At 54.2% G+C, this 15,312-nt stretch carries 18 protein-coding genes; 10 read left to right on the top strand and 8 right to left on the bottom strand.

Annotated features, from left to right (window positions below; translation table 11 throughout):
• Positions 1-129: 129 nt before the first annotated feature.
• Complete coding sequence (locus tag A3849_RS08135) at positions 130-966, bottom strand: AraC family transcriptional regulator (RefSeq protein ID WP_074110961.1); 837 nt, start codon at positions 964-966, stop codon at positions 130-132.
• Positions 967-1,084: 118 nt separating this feature from the next.
• Between A3849_RS08135 and A3849_RS08130 the strand changes: the two genes are divergently transcribed.
• From A3849_RS08130 to A3849_RS08120, 3 genes are all read left to right on the top strand, one after another.
• The gene (locus tag A3849_RS08130) at positions 1,085-3,112 is read left to right on the top strand and encodes a beta-galactosidase (protein ID WP_074110960.1); all 2,028 of its coding nucleotides are present in this window, start codon (positions 1,085-1,087) and stop codon (positions 3,110-3,112) included.
• A 122-nt stretch (positions 3,113-3,234) separates the two neighbouring features.
• Complete coding sequence (locus tag A3849_RS08125) at positions 3,235-3,792, top strand: SLOG family protein (RefSeq protein ID WP_074110959.1); 558 nt, start codon at positions 3,235-3,237, stop codon at positions 3,790-3,792.
• 13 nt (positions 3,793-3,805) lie between these two features.
• Positions 3,806-4,126, top strand: coding sequence for a YciI family protein (locus A3849_RS08120; RefSeq protein WP_218619216.1), 321 nt, complete (start codon positions 3,806-3,808; stop codon positions 4,124-4,126).
• Positions 4,127-4,186: 60 nt separating this feature from the next.
• Here A3849_RS08120 and A3849_RS08115 read toward each other — a convergent pair whose 3' ends face one another.
• From A3849_RS08115 to A3849_RS08100, 4 genes are all read right to left on the bottom strand, one after another.
• Complete coding sequence (locus tag A3849_RS08115; protein WP_074082848.1) at positions 4,187-5,644, bottom strand: amidase family protein; 1,458 nt, start codon at positions 5,642-5,644, stop codon at positions 4,187-4,189.
• Positions 5,645-5,714: 70 nt separating this feature from the next.
• Positions 5,715-6,209 carry a hypothetical protein gene (locus A3849_RS08110; protein ID WP_074110958.1) on the bottom strand — a complete coding sequence of 165 codons (495 nt, stop codon included), beginning with the start codon at positions 6,207-6,209 and terminating at the stop codon, positions 5,715-5,717.
• Between the two features lie 95 nt (positions 6,210-6,304).
• Positions 6,305-7,723 carry a sensor histidine kinase gene (locus A3849_RS08105; RefSeq protein ID WP_074110957.1) on the bottom strand — a complete coding sequence of 473 codons (1,419 nt, stop codon included), beginning with the start codon at positions 7,721-7,723 and terminating at the stop codon, positions 6,305-6,307.
• Positions 7,711-8,391 (bottom strand): response regulator transcription factor, encoded by a 681-nt coding sequence (locus tag A3849_RS08100; RefSeq protein ID WP_074111006.1) that lies wholly within the window; start codon positions 8,389-8,391, stop codon positions 7,711-7,713. The genes A3849_RS08105 and A3849_RS08100 overlap by 13 nt, the downstream gene beginning before the upstream one ends.
• Before the next feature lie 183 nt (positions 8,392-8,574).
• On the opposite strand from A3849_RS08100, the gene A3849_RS08095 reads away from it, so the two are divergent.
• The 7 genes from A3849_RS08095 to A3849_RS08065 all read left to right on the top strand — a co-directional run bounded on the left by A3849_RS08095 (position 8,575) and on the right by A3849_RS08065 (position 13,054).
• Positions 8,575-9,291 carry a YceI family protein gene (locus tag A3849_RS08095; protein ID WP_074110956.1) on the top strand — a complete coding sequence of 239 codons (717 nt, stop codon included), beginning with the start codon at positions 8,575-8,577 and terminating at the stop codon, positions 9,289-9,291.
• Between the two features lie 144 nt (positions 9,292-9,435).
• On the top strand, positions 9,436-9,825 hold the full coding sequence (locus tag A3849_RS08090; protein WP_074110955.1) for a (deoxy)nucleoside triphosphate pyrophosphohydrolase: 390 nt from the start codon (positions 9,436-9,438) through the stop codon (positions 9,823-9,825).
• A 46-nt stretch (positions 9,826-9,871) separates the two neighbouring features.
• Positions 9,872-10,201, top strand: a complete 330-nt coding sequence (locus A3849_RS08085; RefSeq protein ID WP_074110954.1) for a nucleoside triphosphate pyrophosphohydrolase — start codon at positions 9,872-9,874, stop codon at positions 10,199-10,201.
• Positions 10,202-10,248: 47 nt separating this feature from the next.
• A complete protein-coding gene (locus A3849_RS08080) occupies positions 10,249-10,599 on the top strand; it encodes a DUF1648 domain-containing protein (RefSeq protein WP_074110953.1) in 351 nt (116 codons plus the stop codon).
• A gap of 87 nt (positions 10,600-10,686) precedes the next feature.
• Entirely contained in the window at positions 10,687-11,685 is a 999-nt protein-coding gene (locus tag A3849_RS08075; protein ID WP_074110952.1) for a Gfo/Idh/MocA family protein, read from the top strand.
• Positions 11,686-11,771: 86 nt separating this feature from the next.
• Positions 11,772-12,704, top strand: a complete 933-nt coding sequence (locus A3849_RS08070; RefSeq protein ID WP_074110951.1) for an ADP-ribosylglycohydrolase family protein — start codon at positions 11,772-11,774, stop codon at positions 12,702-12,704.
• Positions 12,705-12,841: 137 nt separating this feature from the next.
• Positions 12,842-13,054 (top strand): MerR family DNA-binding transcriptional regulator, encoded by a 213-nt coding sequence (locus A3849_RS08065; protein ID WP_074110950.1) that lies wholly within the window; start codon positions 12,842-12,844, stop codon positions 13,052-13,054.
• Between the two features lie 4 nt (positions 13,055-13,058).
• Here the strand turns inward: A3849_RS08065 and A3849_RS08060 are convergent, their stop codons facing one another.
• Genes A3849_RS08060 through A3849_RS08050 form a run of 3 tightly spaced genes read right to left on the bottom strand, consistent with a single transcriptional unit; the run spans position 13,059 to position 15,299 of the window.
• On the bottom strand, positions 13,059-13,856 hold the full coding sequence (locus tag A3849_RS08060; RefSeq protein WP_074110949.1) for an RnfABCDGE type electron transport complex subunit D: 798 nt from the start codon (positions 13,854-13,856) through the stop codon (positions 13,059-13,061).
• Entirely contained in the window at positions 13,846-14,742 is an 897-nt protein-coding gene (locus A3849_RS08055; protein ID WP_074110948.1) for an FAD:protein FMN transferase, read from the bottom strand. Before A3849_RS08055 ends, A3849_RS08060 begins: the two co-directional genes overlap by 11 nt.
• Before the next feature lie 11 nt (positions 14,743-14,753).
• Positions 14,754-15,299 carry an FMN-binding protein gene (locus tag A3849_RS08050; protein ID WP_074082902.1) on the bottom strand — a complete coding sequence of 182 codons (546 nt, stop codon included), beginning with the start codon at positions 15,297-15,299 and terminating at the stop codon, positions 14,754-14,756.
• Between the last annotated feature and the right edge of the window lie 13 nt (positions 15,300-15,312).

Here is a 15,312-nt window from a genome sequence, read left to right as displayed (position 1 = left end):
ATCCGGGATCAGGCGGAAGGATGGCGTCTTTTGTCCATCATGCGCCATAACCCCACATGATAATCTAAAAGTTTATCTGATGTTTGTGTGCAAGGCTATTGCCGGGGGGGCTAGATCATGAACGGAGATTTAGTGCAGCCGCCGGAATTGATCCGGCGTCGTTCCGGACTGCTTGCGGAAGGTGGCCACGAAATGGCTGACGTCGCGGAACCCGACGCGCTGGGAGATCGCTTTTACCGTAAGACCCGGCTGGGTAACGAGCAGCTCCTTGCTCTTGCGGATGCGCAGACGGACGAAATAAGCATAAGGGGACAGTCCAAAGGTCTGAAGGAACAGGCTGTTCAGATACCGTCCCGACACATCAAGCTGCGCCGCGAGATCAAAGAGTCCCACATCCGGGTCGCCATAGTGGCTGTCCATCCATTTCAGCAGCGGCTGCAGCTTGTCCACATTGCGGGAAATCGCCGTATTATTATGCAGCTGCCCGTACTTATTCAGCGTCAGCAGGAAGCGGTAAGCGTCAGTCGATTCGCCCAGGCTGAACATATCATCTGCGGCATCATGGCGGTCAAGCATCTCCTCCAGCATATGAGAGAGCGGCGCTTCACTCTCCCAGCGGTAGAGCAGGCTCCTGTTCATGCCGAGCGAATCCAGAATATTCCGGGCTGAAGCACCGCCGAAGGTGAGATAATACGTGCACCACACCTCTGAAGAGAGGGATTCATAATGGTGCGGCGTACCCGGCATGAGCAGAATGCCGCTGCCTTCAGCGAGTGTGACTTTTTTGTTGTCCAGATGGATGATGCCTTCACCATGCGCCGTCTGCAGCCAGTGATAGGTATGGTAGCCTTGCGGGCGGGATACTTTTTCCTGATCGGGGTTATACCCCATACTGTCCAGGGTGATTGGAAGCTGCTGTCCGCTCTCCTGGGCAAAGACGATTCTGCGCACGGCACTCACTGACATACATGTCATCTCCTGTAGTTCCATATTATTATATACTTAGTATTTTATTTTATATTTAAAGGGATTCGGTTAGGGATTAAAATAAGAATATACTTATACTATAAAGGATGTGCGAAGTGTGATCAACGAGAAATTGCCGAAGATCTGGTACGGTGGAGACTACAATCCGGAGCAGTGGGATGCCCCGGTATGGGCAGAGGATGAACGGATGTTCAAGTTGGCGGGGATTGATGTCGCCACGATTAATGTATTTTCCTGGGCATTGATTCAGCCTTCTGAGGATACTTATGATTTCACCGGTCTGGATGAATTAATCGACCGCTTATATAAGAATGGAACTTATGTATGTCTGGCGACAAGCACCGGTGCTCATCCGGCCTGGATGGCTCACCGTTATCCTGAAGTAACCCGGGTGGACGTGCAGGGCAGAAAACGCAAATTCGGCGGACGCCACAACTCCAATCCGAACAGTCCGGTCTACCGGAAATTTGCTGCTAAGCTGGCTGGCAAGCTGGCCGAACGCTACAAGGATCATCCGGGTCTGGTCGCCTGGCATATCTCCAATGAATATGGCGGCTACGATTACTCTGAGCAATCCGAAGCCGCTTTCAGAGTCTGGCTGAAGAACCGTTATGGCTCGCTGGATGCTCTCAATAAAGCCTGGAATACCCGTTTCTGGGGACATACCTTCTATGACTGGGAAGAAATTGTTGTGCCCAGTGAGCTGAGTGAGGAATGGAATGGCAACCGGACCAACTTCCAGGGGATATCCCTCGATTACCGCAGATTCATGTCCTACAGTCTGCTGGAATGCTACAAGCTGGAATATGAAGCGATCAAGGAGCACAGCACGAATGTTCCGGTTACCACGAACCTGATGGGCTTCTATCCGGAGCTGGATTATTTCGAGTGGGCCAAGCACATGGATGTCATCTCTTGGGACAACTACCCGTCGCTCGATACGCCGGTCAGCCATACGGCTATGACACATGATCTGATGCGCGGCCTGAAGCATGGCCAGCCGTTCATGCTGATGGAGCAGACGCCAAGCCAGCAGAACTGGCAGCCGTACAACTCGCTGAAGCGTCCGGGCGTGATGCGTCTGTGGAGCTATCAGGCGGTAGCACGCGGTGCGGATACTGTGCTGTTCTTCCAGCTCCGCCGTTCCGTCGGTGCCTGCGAGAAGTATCATGGTGCAGTCATTGAGCATGTGGGACATGAGCATACCCGGGTATTCCGTGAATGTGCTGAGCTCGGCAAAGAACTGGAGCTGCTGGGCGACCAGCTTCTGGATGCGCGCAGCGCAGCACAGATAGGCATTATCTACGACTGGGAGAACCGCTGGGCGCTGGATCTGTCGAGCGGACCTTCCGTAGCACTGGATTATGTGAACGAAGTGCATAAATATTATGATGCCCTGTATCAGCAGAATATCGAAGCCGATATGATCGGTGTTGAAGAAGACCTGTCCAAGTACAAGATAGTCATTGCTCCGGTACTGTACATGATTAAGCCGGGATTTGCTGAGAAGGTAGAAGCCTTCGTGAAGGCAGGCGGCACATTCGTTACGACTTATTTCAGCGGAATCGTGAATGAGAATGATCTGGTTACCGTAGGCGGCTACCCTGGTGAGCTTCGCAACGTACTCGGCATCTGGGCTGAGGAGATCGATGCGCTGCTGCCGGGAATGAGCAATGAAATCGTGATGAGCAAAGAGTGGGGAGCGCTGAACCGCACCTATCCATGCGATTTACTGTGCGATTTGATTCACGCTGAAGGCGCAGAAGTGCTCGCGGAGTATGGCACCGACTTTTACAAAGGCATGCCGGCCCTGACCATGAACCGCTTTGGCGAAGGCAAGGCCTATTATGTGGCAACCAGTCCGGATGCGGCGTTCCTGCAAGGGTTCTTGTCGAACCTCTGTGCCGAACAAGAGATCCAGCCGCTGGTCAGTGCACCAGAAGGCATCGAGTCCGTACAACGTGTTAAGGACGGTGTATCCTATCTGTTCCTGCTGAACCATAAGGAAAGCGAACTCAGCGCTGATATCGGTTCCGTTCAGCGCACCGATCTGCTGACAGGTAAGACCTTCAGCGGTACGGCCGTTGTTCCGGGACGTGGCGTGCTGATTTTGACAGACAAATAATATTAAGGGACGATTTCCCGGTCTTCAGGCCTGGAGAGTCGTCCTTTTTTTTACGCCCAAAATGGTATAATGCAGAAATAGATTGAGATACGAAGATTAACGGTTCAGGAGAGAAGCAGCATATGACAACCTTACTGGTAACAGGCTACCGCGCGCATGAGCTCGGGATTTTTGACAGCAAACATCAGGGGATTCCGTATATCAAAAAAGCGCTGAGAAACAGATTAATCCCTCTGATCGAGGAAGGGGTAGAATGGATCATTACTCCCGGGCAATACGGGGTGGATCTGTGGGCCTGTGAAGTGGTGCTGGAGCTGAAGCAGCAGTATCCCGGCCTGAAGCTGGGCATTATTACAGCACATGCCGCTCCGGAAGAAAAGTGGAAAGAGGAGAAGCAGGATGAATACCGCCGGATTATTGCCGAGGCTGATTATTACGGGGCGGTCAGCAATGCTCCATACGACGGAAGCTGGCAGTTCCGGGCCAGGGATGACCTGCTGCTGCGCAAAAGCGACGGGATTCTGCTGTTCTATGACGAAGACGCAGCCGAGGGAAGTCCCAAATTCTTGAAAGAGCGGGTCCAGAAGCTGCATGAGGAGGGAAACTATAGCCTCTATCTGATGCATGCCGAGGAAGTCCAGAATATTGCGGATGAGGAGAGCCAGCGCGGATATGAATAAGGAGGACAGACAAATGAGTTCTGTTAATGGCGGAGAGGATATTTGTTATGTTATTATGTTAAGTCCCACCCCTCAGGACCGGAGGGATATAGATATCATCCGGGCGCATGTCAAGCATCTGCAGGAGCTCGAACGCAGCGGACAGCTGGTCATGTGCGGACCCTTCAGCGACAGTCCGGGCGGCATGGTCATTATTCGTGCAGACTCCTGCGAAGAAGCGGAGCGGATCGCAGAGCGCGATCCGTACATTCTCACGGGAATCCGCAGCTATGAGCTGCGCACCTGGGGGCTGTCACATGCAGGCAACCGGTATATGGGCATCGCGGAGGAATAGAACAAGCAGCTCTTCTCACAGAAACGATACCGTCCCTCAGAAGGACGGTATCGTTTCTGTTTATATGAAGCTTTGCAGGGAAGGTGCTTTGCGGACCTTATAATTCTGCTCGTAGGCATATGCCAGCCGGATCAGTACCGGCTCCTGGTAAGCCTGCGCCGAGAAGGTGACCCCAAAGGGAGCACCGGCAGAAGTGTAGCCGGAAGGCACAACGATGGAAGGATAACCTGCCCTGGAGGTAATCCGTGCACCGAAATCCGCCGGGAACAGCAGTGCGTCAAGCTGATGCTCCTTCATCGTGGCGTCGATGCCAAGCTCCTTGCAGAGCCTGAGATCCGTTGCCCGGTCGCGCAGATATTGCGGCTCAGTGAACGTGCCGGAGGAGGTGTATTCGGCATCCAGCAGGGTGGCTTGACCGTATTTCAAGGTCTCCATAGGATGTGCATGATTGAAGTCGATAATATCCTTCAGCGTGCGCATTCTGGCTCCCGGGCCGAGAGCGGCCAGATACGCGTTCAGCGAGGTCTTGAATTCGTTCAGCACGACGGAGGAATAACTGATCTCGCGTGCGGTCCGGATCTCTGCCGGATCAATGATGGTGGCGCCAAGCTCGCGCATCCGGTCCACCGAGGCGTTGAACAGCGCCAGCTGCTCATCGGTCAGCTCCTCAAAATAATAATCCCGCGGAATTCCAATCCGTGCGCCCTGCAGCCCGTTCGGGTCGAGGAAGACGGTATAATCCTCATGCAGACGGCCTGCACTTGTCCCCATGGCGGCATCTCTGTCATCCTTCCCCAGCATTGCGTTCAGCAGCAGTACCGCATCGCGGACCGTGCGTGCCATGGGTCCGGCAGTATCCTGTGTATTCGAGAGCGGCAGAATGCCGGAACGGCTGATCATCCCCACCGTCGGCTTGATGCCGATGATGGAGCCGAGATTGCCTGGATTCAGAATGGAGCCTGAGGTTTCCGTACCCACGGACACTGTGCAGAAATTGCAGGCCACTGCTACCGCAGAGCCGGCGCTGGAGCCGCCCGTCGGCGTGGATATATTGTAGGGATTCAGCACTTGTCCGCCGCGTGAGCTGTACCCGGACGGCATGCCGTTCGTCATGAAATTGGCGAATTCAGTCATATTGGCTTTGCCTATAATGACGGCCCCAGCTTCGCGCAGCTTGGTGACGATATAAGCATCTTCCCCGGCAAAAGAATCCGCCAAAGCCAGCGAGCCTGCACTGGTGTGCATTTTATCGCCGGTGTTGATATTGTCCTTCACTAAGACAGGTATACCATGCAGCGGCCCCCGGGGGCCTTGCAGCGAGCGTTCCACATCCAGAGATTCGGCAATGAACAGGGCATCGGGATTGATCTCCAGAATGGAGTTGACTGTCAGCCCGCTTTTGTCATGCTCGGCGATACGTTCAAAATACATGAGGACTAATTGTCTGGACGTCATTTCTCCGGTTTCAAGCGCAGCCTGAATCTCCGGAATGGTAGCCTCTACGATTTCAAAACTCATGCGGTTCACGCTTCTTTCCCTGTGGAATATAGCCTTATTGTCTATAGGGTCTTCAGGTCCTTCTCGAATCCTAGTCCTGCACCTGGGTAAATCCTTCTTCCGCCAGGTATTCCTCAGCTTCTTCAAGCGTCTCAAAAGCCATCTCCAGCTGAAGCCCGGCGTAGAGATACCACAGGTCATCCTCCGGCTTCAGGGTAAGCGTATGTCCTTCATCATTCGTCCATAGTGTCTGTGCTCCGGCTACCTGCTTTTTCTTTCTCTTGCCAGGTGCCGGTGCCTCCGGGATATACATAGACAGTGAGGTGATGGACGCCTCCAGCAGGCTGCGCAGTTCGGGCTCCCCGTAATCACGGATGTTCACCATGCCTTTGTCATCGGTCTCATAGCCGCGCAGCAGTCCTGCATACACAAACCCGTTGCCATTCGGATGCAGATGGAAGGCCACCGTTTTCTTCTCATGGCGGCTCTCTTCATAGTGGTAGTTCACCCGGCCCAGCGATACATTTCTCCGCTCAAGCTGGGGGTAGGAATCAAGAATAGCCAATTTCTGTTCAAAAGTAAGCATATACAGCCTCCGGTTTACGGTTTCAATTTCAGTCGCCCTGATTATACCATGCGGTTCCCTTCAAGGACTATAATCCGGATCGTACCCTCCCGGGTCTACCGGTATAGAGGCAGGGTGATTACAAAAGCGCAGCCCTGCTCCGGCCTGTCGCCGAGCCGCAGGCTTCCGCCCAGGGCTTCGGCAAGCAGCCGGCTGAAGGTAAGGCCCAGTCCAAGGCCACGGAGTGTGCTTTGTTTGTCACTGCTGCGGAAGAAGGCTTCGAAGATCCGCCCGCTGTTCTCTTCAGAAATGCCCGGCCCATTATCGGTGACGGTAATCACGGCATATCCCTCCGGAGTCCCCTCAAGGCAGAGGGTCAGATGAAGGGGATGCCCCGGCGCTTTGGCCTGTACGCTATTGTTAAGCAGATTGACGAGAATCTGCTGGATGCGCAGCGGATCGCCCCGCAGGAATAGGGGCTGCTCCGGCAGCTGCAGCACCGGCTCACATACCTCCTCGCTTTGGGTCAGCTTCCACTGATAGACGACCTCCTCCAGTAGCGGAACAGCATCCAGCCTGTCATGACGGATAGCGACAATACCTGCAGCCAGGGCGTTGTAATCCAGCAGATCCGCAACCATCCGCTGCAGCCGTCCGGCCTCCAGCAGAGCAATGTCGAGGAATTCACTGGCTTCTTCGCCTTCCACAATGCCCTCACGCACCGCATGCACCAGTCCTTTGATGGAGGTGACAGGGGTTTTAAGTTCATGGGAGACCCCGGCCAGCATCACCGCCCGGGACTGCTCGAACTGCTGAAGCTTGCCCGCCATCTCCTGGAAGGAGAGCAGCAGCTCGTGAATTTCCCGCTCTTTGGCCTCCGTCTTCAAGATGATGTTATATTCACCGCCGCTGATCTGCGAAGCAGCGGCGGCAACCCGCTGAATCGGCTTGGCCAGCTTAATGGACAGGAGATAAATAGTCAGCCAGCTTAAGAGAATCAGGAAGAAGATGAGAATCGAGAAGAAGGTAATCTCCTCCCGCGGAATGAACCGAAGGGATCGTTTGGACTGCAGGACCACTACCTGCCCCAGCGTTTCGCCGTTTCCTTGAATCCGGGCACCGGCCGACTTGAACTCCGGGCTGCGTGCCGCGCTCAGGCTGTCGTTGAGCTCGTAGCGCATCTCCTGGTCGGTCATTGCCGGCTGGGAGAACAGCAGCTCTCCTTCCGGTCCGGTAATAATGACGCACATTTCCTGCGTCAGTTTGAAGAACCGCTTGCGGTCCTCAATCAGCTGATTCAGAGCCGGGGAAATATTCAGATTTCCGTCCGCATTCACGCTGCGGTCGGCAATCTCCTGCGCGAGCAGACCGGTGGTTTGCATCCGGTTGTTCATTGCTTCCTGCTGAATCCACCAAAAGGTCACCAGCGCGGTGAGCAGGAGACCCGTGCCGATAATCAGCAGGTAGCGGACCGTCCAGTAGGAGAGGATGGAGGTGTGGGTGCTGCGCGGCTTCTTCAACTTCAGGTGGTCCATAATTGGTACCCCGTTCCTCTAAGCGTGCGGATTTCGCCTTCTCCGGCAGGCCAGTGCGACAGGGCCTGGCGCAGCCTTTTGATCGACAGGTCCACAGCCCTGTCACTTCCCTCATAATCCATCTCCCACACATGCTCCAGCAGCTGATCCCGCGTACAGATCTGATTCGGTCGTTCCGCAAGGAAGAGCAGCACCGACATATCACGCGGACTCAAGGAAACCTCGGCTCCGTTCAGGAACACTGAGCGTGCGCCAAAATCAATAAACAGGCTGCCATAATGGCGTTTGCGGCTGCCGTCGGACCACTGGGAGGGGCGCCGCAGCACCGCATTTACACGGGCCACCACCTCTTCAGGAATAAAGGGCTTGGACATGTAATCGTCGGCCCCTCCGTCCAGTCCGGCCAGCCGGTCGTGAATAGAGTCTCTGGCCGTCAGCATAATCACAGGGCAGCTGCTTTTCTCACGGATCAGACCCAGCAGCTCAAAGCCATCCATATTCGGCAAATGGATATCGAGCAGAATCAGGGAAGGCGGAGCCACCTCGAAGGCCTCCAGCGCAGTGCGTCCGTCGGCGGCACGGGTGATCTGGAAGCCCGCCTTTTTGAGATAAGCACCAAGCACGCGGGCAATGGCCTCTTCATCTTCTACAATCAGAATCGATTTCATCATCTATAGACAGTCTCCTTACAGCTACTCAGATTCTTAAGTTCACTCGATATAGTTAAAATTACGACAATTTTACCACAATACAGATGGGGGTGCTTTGACTTATTCCCGACATATTGCTCTGCTAGAATGGGAACCAAGCCATACCGGGCTATACAGAACCATTTGGATGGAGGAAACAGGATGAAGAAAAAAACAATCGCCATCGTCGCTGCTGGAGTCGTCATTGTAGGAGCCATCACCGCATTTTCCTATTTGAATAAAAGCTTGGGAAATAATGTTGAAATCGAGTCCGTGATTCCGACACAGGCGCAAGGTGCAGCAAACGGTACGAACACAGCGAATGCGGCAGCATCGCCCGCAGGCGCAGCTGTTACAGCAGAACAATTAAATGGTGCCTGGAACATCGCCGACACTTCGAAAGTATACTGGTCGGTAACGACCTCCAAGGAAACTGTCAATTTCGTGGACCCGTCAGTTACGGGAACCTGGAACGTGAACCTGGACGATGCGGGGGCGATGACCGGAGAAGGCACCGTGGAGATGAGTGCGCTTGATTCCGGCAACGGTCAGAGAGACGAGCATGTAAAGGGAGCAGACTTCCTTTCCGTAACAGAATTTCCGCAGTCCACCTTTGTCGTGAAGTCATTCTCGGAGCTGCCGGCGGAATGGACGGAAGGCACGGCGGTACCCGTCCAGCTGCAGGGCACGATGACCGTAAAAGGCACTACAAAGGATGTCACCTTCGACAGTCAGGCCGTATATAGCGGCGGACAGCTTATGCTCTCGGGCACAACCACCGTAACCTTTGAAGATTTCGGCATGGCCAACCCGCACTCGATTGTGTTAGACACCGAAAATAATCTCGAGGTCCGCCTGGAGCTTGTACTATCGAAATAACAGGAACACTTCAATATAATAAGCTTAAGACTCTTCCCGGCAGCCGCATCTTTGTGGTTCCCGGGAGGAGTTTTTTGTTTTTTACTGGATATCCCTGCTGCACCGGGGTATATTTTTACCTATAGCCTGAAGGAGGGAAGCTCCATGATTGAAGTGGCGGCAGCGATTATACATAATGCAGAAGGGCAAATCCTGATCGCACGGCGGCGGGAGGGCAAATCACAGGCCGGATTATGGGAATTCCCGGGCGGTAAGCTGGAGGACGGCGAAGAGGTGCCGGACTGTCTGCGCAGAGAGCTGATGGAGGAGATGAGCATCACGATTCTTCCTTACGCGGCTTATGGAGTGAATGAGCATGATTATGGCGGATTCAAGATCAGGCTGATTGCCTGGGAGGCCGAATTGCTTGAAGGCCAAATCAGACTGAGTGATCATGATGCTTTCCGGTGGGTGGCGGCGAATGAGCTGAACGATTTTGCTTTTGCTCCGGCGGATATCCCTTTTGTGCACAGGCTGCTTGATCCATTACAGTAAACCGGATAAAAGACGATAGAATATACATAGGAAGGGGCTGTTTCATCTGCCTGAGTACCATAAGCTTGTGCGTGACGGCATACCGGAGCTGATTGCTGCCGGGGGGCACTCGTGCATTACAAGAACACTGGAGCATGAAGAGTACATAGACCAGCTGCGTGCGAAATTGCGAGAGGAAGCGGAGGAGTATTTCCGTGAGGACAACGACAGGCTGGCACTTGAAGAACTGGCGGATCTGCTGGAGGTCATTCGGGCGCTGGCAGCCACACACGGGGGGAGCCCTGAGACGCTGGAACAGATCCGTGTAGAGAAGGCGGAACGCCGCGGCGGATTCCAGGAGCGTATTTTTCTGTTGCGGGTAGAGGATGGCAGCTAGCTGCGTACCGGATGGTTCCCGTTCAAGCTATAGGAGGTTGACAATTCATGTTCAAAAGCAGACTGACCATGCTCTTAAGCAGTGCTGCCGCCATTGTACCGATTGTGCTGTATTTCTATCTCTACCCGCGGATGCCCGATTTTGTACCGATTCATTACAACGGGGCCACGGCTGACCGGTTTGTGGATAAATGGAGTGTCGATGTGGCTCTGCTCTGTCTGCTCAGCTGGTTCGGCTTCGGTTTTATGCGGCTGCTTCAATTCTTATTGCAAAAAATGTTCCTGAACAGCTATATCCATAATGTGGCGTTCATTCACCGGATCTGGAATGCGGCGACATTGCTTGTGACGGCCGGGTTCGCCGCGATTAGCGTCTGTGCCCTGCTCGCTATGGTCTAGCGGGCTGGCCTGCGCTGGCTGTACTCACAGAATATAGTTTGATAGAATCAAAAGTACCTTATGGCCAAAAACAAGGAGGATTCATCAATGACAATCGATAACGCTTACAAGGTGAAATGGGGGATTCTCAGCACCGGCTGGATCGCCCACCAGTTCGCAACCGATTTGGCTCATGCATCGAACGGGATTGCCTATGCTGTAGGTTCACGCAATCAGGAAAGCGCCGATGAATTTGCCAAGAATCACGGTATTCCTGTAGCCCACGCCACGTATGATGACTTAGTTAATGATCCGGAGGTGGATGCGGTTTATATCGGGACGCCACATCCTTTTCATAAAGACAACGCGCTGCTTGCGCTGCGTGCCGGCAAGGCGGTGCTCTGCGAGAAGCCGTTCACGGTGAACAGCGGCGAGCTTGAGGAGATCGTAGCTTATGCCCGCGAACATAAGCTGTTTCTGATGGAAGCCATGTGGAGCCGGTATATTCCGGCCAACGTCAAGGTCAGAGAATGGGTTGCCGCAGAGCGGATTGGAGACGTACGGATGGTGAAGGCGGACCTCGGCTTCCGCACCGAATGGAACCCGGAGAGCCGTCTGCTGAACCCGGCACTGGGCGGCGGGGCGCTGCTGGACGTTGGCATTTACCCGATTTCCTTTGCCTCCATGATCTTTGGGCCTCACCCCGAAAAGGTAGCCAGCACTGTACATATGGGTGAAACGGGGGTAGATGAGCATTTCTCGCTGCTGCTGTCCTATGGCGATGGCAAATCGGCTTCCCTGAACGGCGGGGTACGCCTGAATATGCTGCAGGAGGCTTATGTGTTCGGAACAGAAGGCCATATTGTGGTTAAAGGCTCATTTATAAACCCGAGATCAGCCGAGCTGTATGTCGGCGGCGAGCTTGTGGAGACCTTTGAGGATGACCGGGGGTCCATCGGGTATGCCTTTGAAGCCGAGGAAGTGGGACGCTGCCTGCAGGCCGGACTAACGGAGAGCCCGGTGCTGACGCTGGATGAATCGGTAGCGATTCTGAAGCTGCTGGATCAGATCCGCGCCGAGTGGGGGCTTGTCTATCCCGGTGAATAACCCCGGATAGATACGTGGACATGATGATTACCTGCCCAACAACCGAGTACCGTTAATGCTTAGAAGGGGAATGCAGGAGGTGTAACATGGCACTGGATATGGATCGTTATCAAGGCTGCCTGCAAGGGCTGGCAGCGGGTGATGCGCTGGGAACCACCGTAGAATTCAAGGCTCCGGGGACCTTTGCGCCGCTGGAGGATATTGTTGGCGGAGGAGTGTTCAGTCTGCAGCCGGGACAGTGGACGGACGATACATCGATGGCGCTATGCCTGGCGGACAGCCTGCTTGCGTCCCGGGGATTTGATCCCGCCGACCAGCTGCGGCGGTATGTCCGGTGGTTCCGCGAAGGCTACCTGAGCAGCACGGGAGAGTGCTTCGACATCGGGAACGCCACGCGCTCAGCGCTGATGCACTTCGAGGCCAGCGGCGAAGCCTGGAGCGGGTCGGAGGATCCGCATGCAGCCGGCAACGGCTCGATTATGCGCCTGGCCCCGGTGGTGCTCTATTATGCTGAGGACCCGGCTGAAGCCATTAAGTACGCTGCGCTCAGCTCACGGACGACCCATGCTGCTGCAGAATGTGTGGATGCCTGCCGCCTGATGGCGGCCTATATCCTGGCCGGACTGCAGGGGTGGAGCAAGCAGGAGATGCTGGCCCCGGGCGCCTTCGGCGGCTGGCTGCACGAGGGGACGTTGTCCGGCAGCATTCTGGACATTAAGCACGGTTCCTACCAGCGCAAGGCTCCGCCGGAGATTAAGGGCTCCGGTTACGTGGTGCAATCGCTGGAAGCAGCCCTTTGGGCGTTCCACCAGTCGGCCAGCTTTGAGGAGGGGGCGCTGTTGGCAGTTAATCTGGGCGATGATGCTGATACTACCGGCGCCGTCTACGGCCAGATTGCGGGAGCGTATTACGGCCTAGGCGGCATCCCTGCGCGGTGGTCTGACAAGCTTACCCTGCAAGGGCTGATCAGTGATTACGCAAGGCGCCTGTTTACGGAGCGGGCGGGAAGCGGACAATAACAAGCAGGCAGGCGATCAGGGTAGCGTGAAAAGGCGAGTGGTCAGTGCGCGAGGATAATGGGGCATAGTGTAAGGGTGGGCGAATAGAACGTGAGTAAGCTCCGCAGCTGCGGAGCTTTTTTTGGGGATTCAGTCAAATGACTTCAGCGAATAAGGTCTATCAAAAGCAGGGGAGAACAGGCATGGAAGGAATGACACGCGGCGAGCTGGCTAAGCGGACCAGCCTAAGCATGGCAACTATCCGCTACTATGAGGATAGCGGCATTCTGCCCGTCCCCGGGAGGGTAGCAAATGGCTACCGGATCTACTCCGAGGATTATCTGGTAAAGATTCCGGCGGATAAGGAGTAGACGGTTATCTCGTCAGCAGCTGTGTACGATAAGAAGGTCTTGTTCTTGCGTAGTGATACAGGTTCCCGGCAAGCAATCCCACAAATAAGTAGATCAAACCGCCGAAGTATGCATACACCATAGCCCCCGCAACAGCGCACAGGACACCGAAAATGATTTGATCTTTATACTTGGCCGGTGAGGTAGGCGGGTCCGTAAGCATAAACAGGGCAAAGAACAGGCTGGCATTGATATAAGGAATCCGTAGGGCATCTGTGGCGTCACCGAACTGGAATAGTCCCATGATCAGCAGCAGGACGAAATACGTGCCGAGAAAGGAAAAGACCAAAGGGAATTTATTCACACGCTTGGTCACCAGATAACCGCCAATTACAGGGAAAATCAGGCTCCAGGCCGGAAGGTCGCCGAAGGCCCCCCACCAGCTCTGTCCGGTTTGAAAGAGCAGGCTGGATAACAGCAGGCCGAGAGCCGCCGGATTGAAAATGGCCTTTTTCTTATTCACAAATACATATTTCGGTACAATGGCGAGCAAGGCAGTTGCGGCGACAACGATCCATGAAGCACTTGTGCTTAGGATCAGAGCGACGATAAGTCCCGTGATGACGGCGCTATAGGGTGGAGTCCGTTTCTTTTTGACCAGAGAAGTGCCTAGCATGTCGGCGACGACGGATACACTGACGGCAATGCCTGCGTTAATTACGCCTTTAATATCCATTGTTCCGGCTGAAGCCAGCAGGACATAGGCAAGCATGCATAGGATGACATAACCTTTTGGTGTTTTGATCCATTGTTTAACTTTCAATGTGAATCCCTCCAAGCGTAACTGTTGTTAAATCGGAAGTGATAAAGAGTGCCTTGAGATTCACCTGCTCAATGAACGCTGTCCCATGCTTCACCCCTGACAAGAAGCTCGCTGTCGAGAAGGCATCTGCCATCATGGCATAAGGGGCAATTACACTGCAGCTAATCATTTCATGCGGGGATTGCTTGCTGCCCGGGTCGATAATATGATGAGTTTCCGGGTGGATAGAGCTTCTGCGTTCATAGCTTCCGGAAGTGCAGATAGCTTCATTTGAAAGTTCAACCGTGTGGATGATTTGTTCCTGATGCACAGGATGCTGAATGCCGATCTTCCACTTGCTCCCGGTTTCAGTGAGGCCTCCGGCATACAAGTCGCCCCCGGCATTGACGACAAAACCATCAAAAGCTTGCAGCTCATGTGCGGCTAAATCAATGGCAAAACCTTTGGCAACCGCTCCTAAATCAATGACCAGCGGCTTCTGTAAATATAGCGTATGCTTCTCCTCGTCCAGGACAATATCCCGGTAGGAGGCGGAAGCAGAGGTGAAGTTGTGAATCGCTTGCTGAGTCAAGTAATGCTCATTAAAACCAAGGTCCTCCAGCACTTGCCCCACGGTGGGATCAAATAGGCCATCCGTCCATTCAGCCACCTCCAGGGCAAACTTCAGCGGCTCAAATAAAAACGGGCTAACGGGCACAGGGGTCTGAATCTGCCGCGTAGCCTGCATCAGCTCACTATCCGGGCTAAACCGGCTGCAGGCCTGCTCAACCTTGCGAAAGGCTTCGAAGGCCCGATCCAGGGCAGCGGCAGCGGCTATATCCTGTGCTCTACCGGTAATAACCTGGATCTCGACGGTGGTATCCATAAACAATTTTGTTCTCTTCATGTTACCCTCCGTTAAGCGTTCAACGCTTGGTCAAGCGCATTTTGGATAGCGTCCCTGAACGCCCTGGTGCTATAGGTTGCGCCTGATACATTGTGCACCTTAGCGCTCTGATTCTGTATAATCTCTTGGGGTAGTCCGGCTATATAGTCTTGGGAGTAACGCATTCTGTAATCACTGATTTCTACGCCCGTAATTTTATCATTCTTAATGCTCACCGCTACCTGAACGGACCCCCGCCGGTTGTTTCCTGCGCCGTAGAAGGTTCCGTTTATATATTTGCTTTTGACCGTAGGCGCGGGGGTGGGGGTTGCAGTCTTGGGCTTAACCTTTGTGCTGGCCGGCTTGCTGGTCGGTTGGCTAACATTAACGCTGACCTGACTGCCCGCCGGTTGGCTATCCAGCTTGCTGCCCTGATTGCCGGATGAACCGCTTACCTGGCTGTATGGTACGGGCTGCTGAATAGCCGCCAGTGTGTCCGTTGTGAAATAGCCTGCAGTGTAGATCGCTCCAATGGCTGCGGAACACAGGATGACCCACTTGCTGTTCATCTTTGCCATATTGATTATCCCT

The organism is Paenibacillus sp. P46E (assembly GCF_001909095.1).
GTDB classification, from domain to species: domain Bacteria; phylum Bacillota; class Bacilli; order Paenibacillales; family Paenibacillaceae; genus Paenibacillus_AQ; species Paenibacillus_AQ helianthi.
The sequence above is the reverse complement of the archived record's forward strand: the minus strand, read 5'-3'. Positions and strand labels throughout refer to the sequence as shown.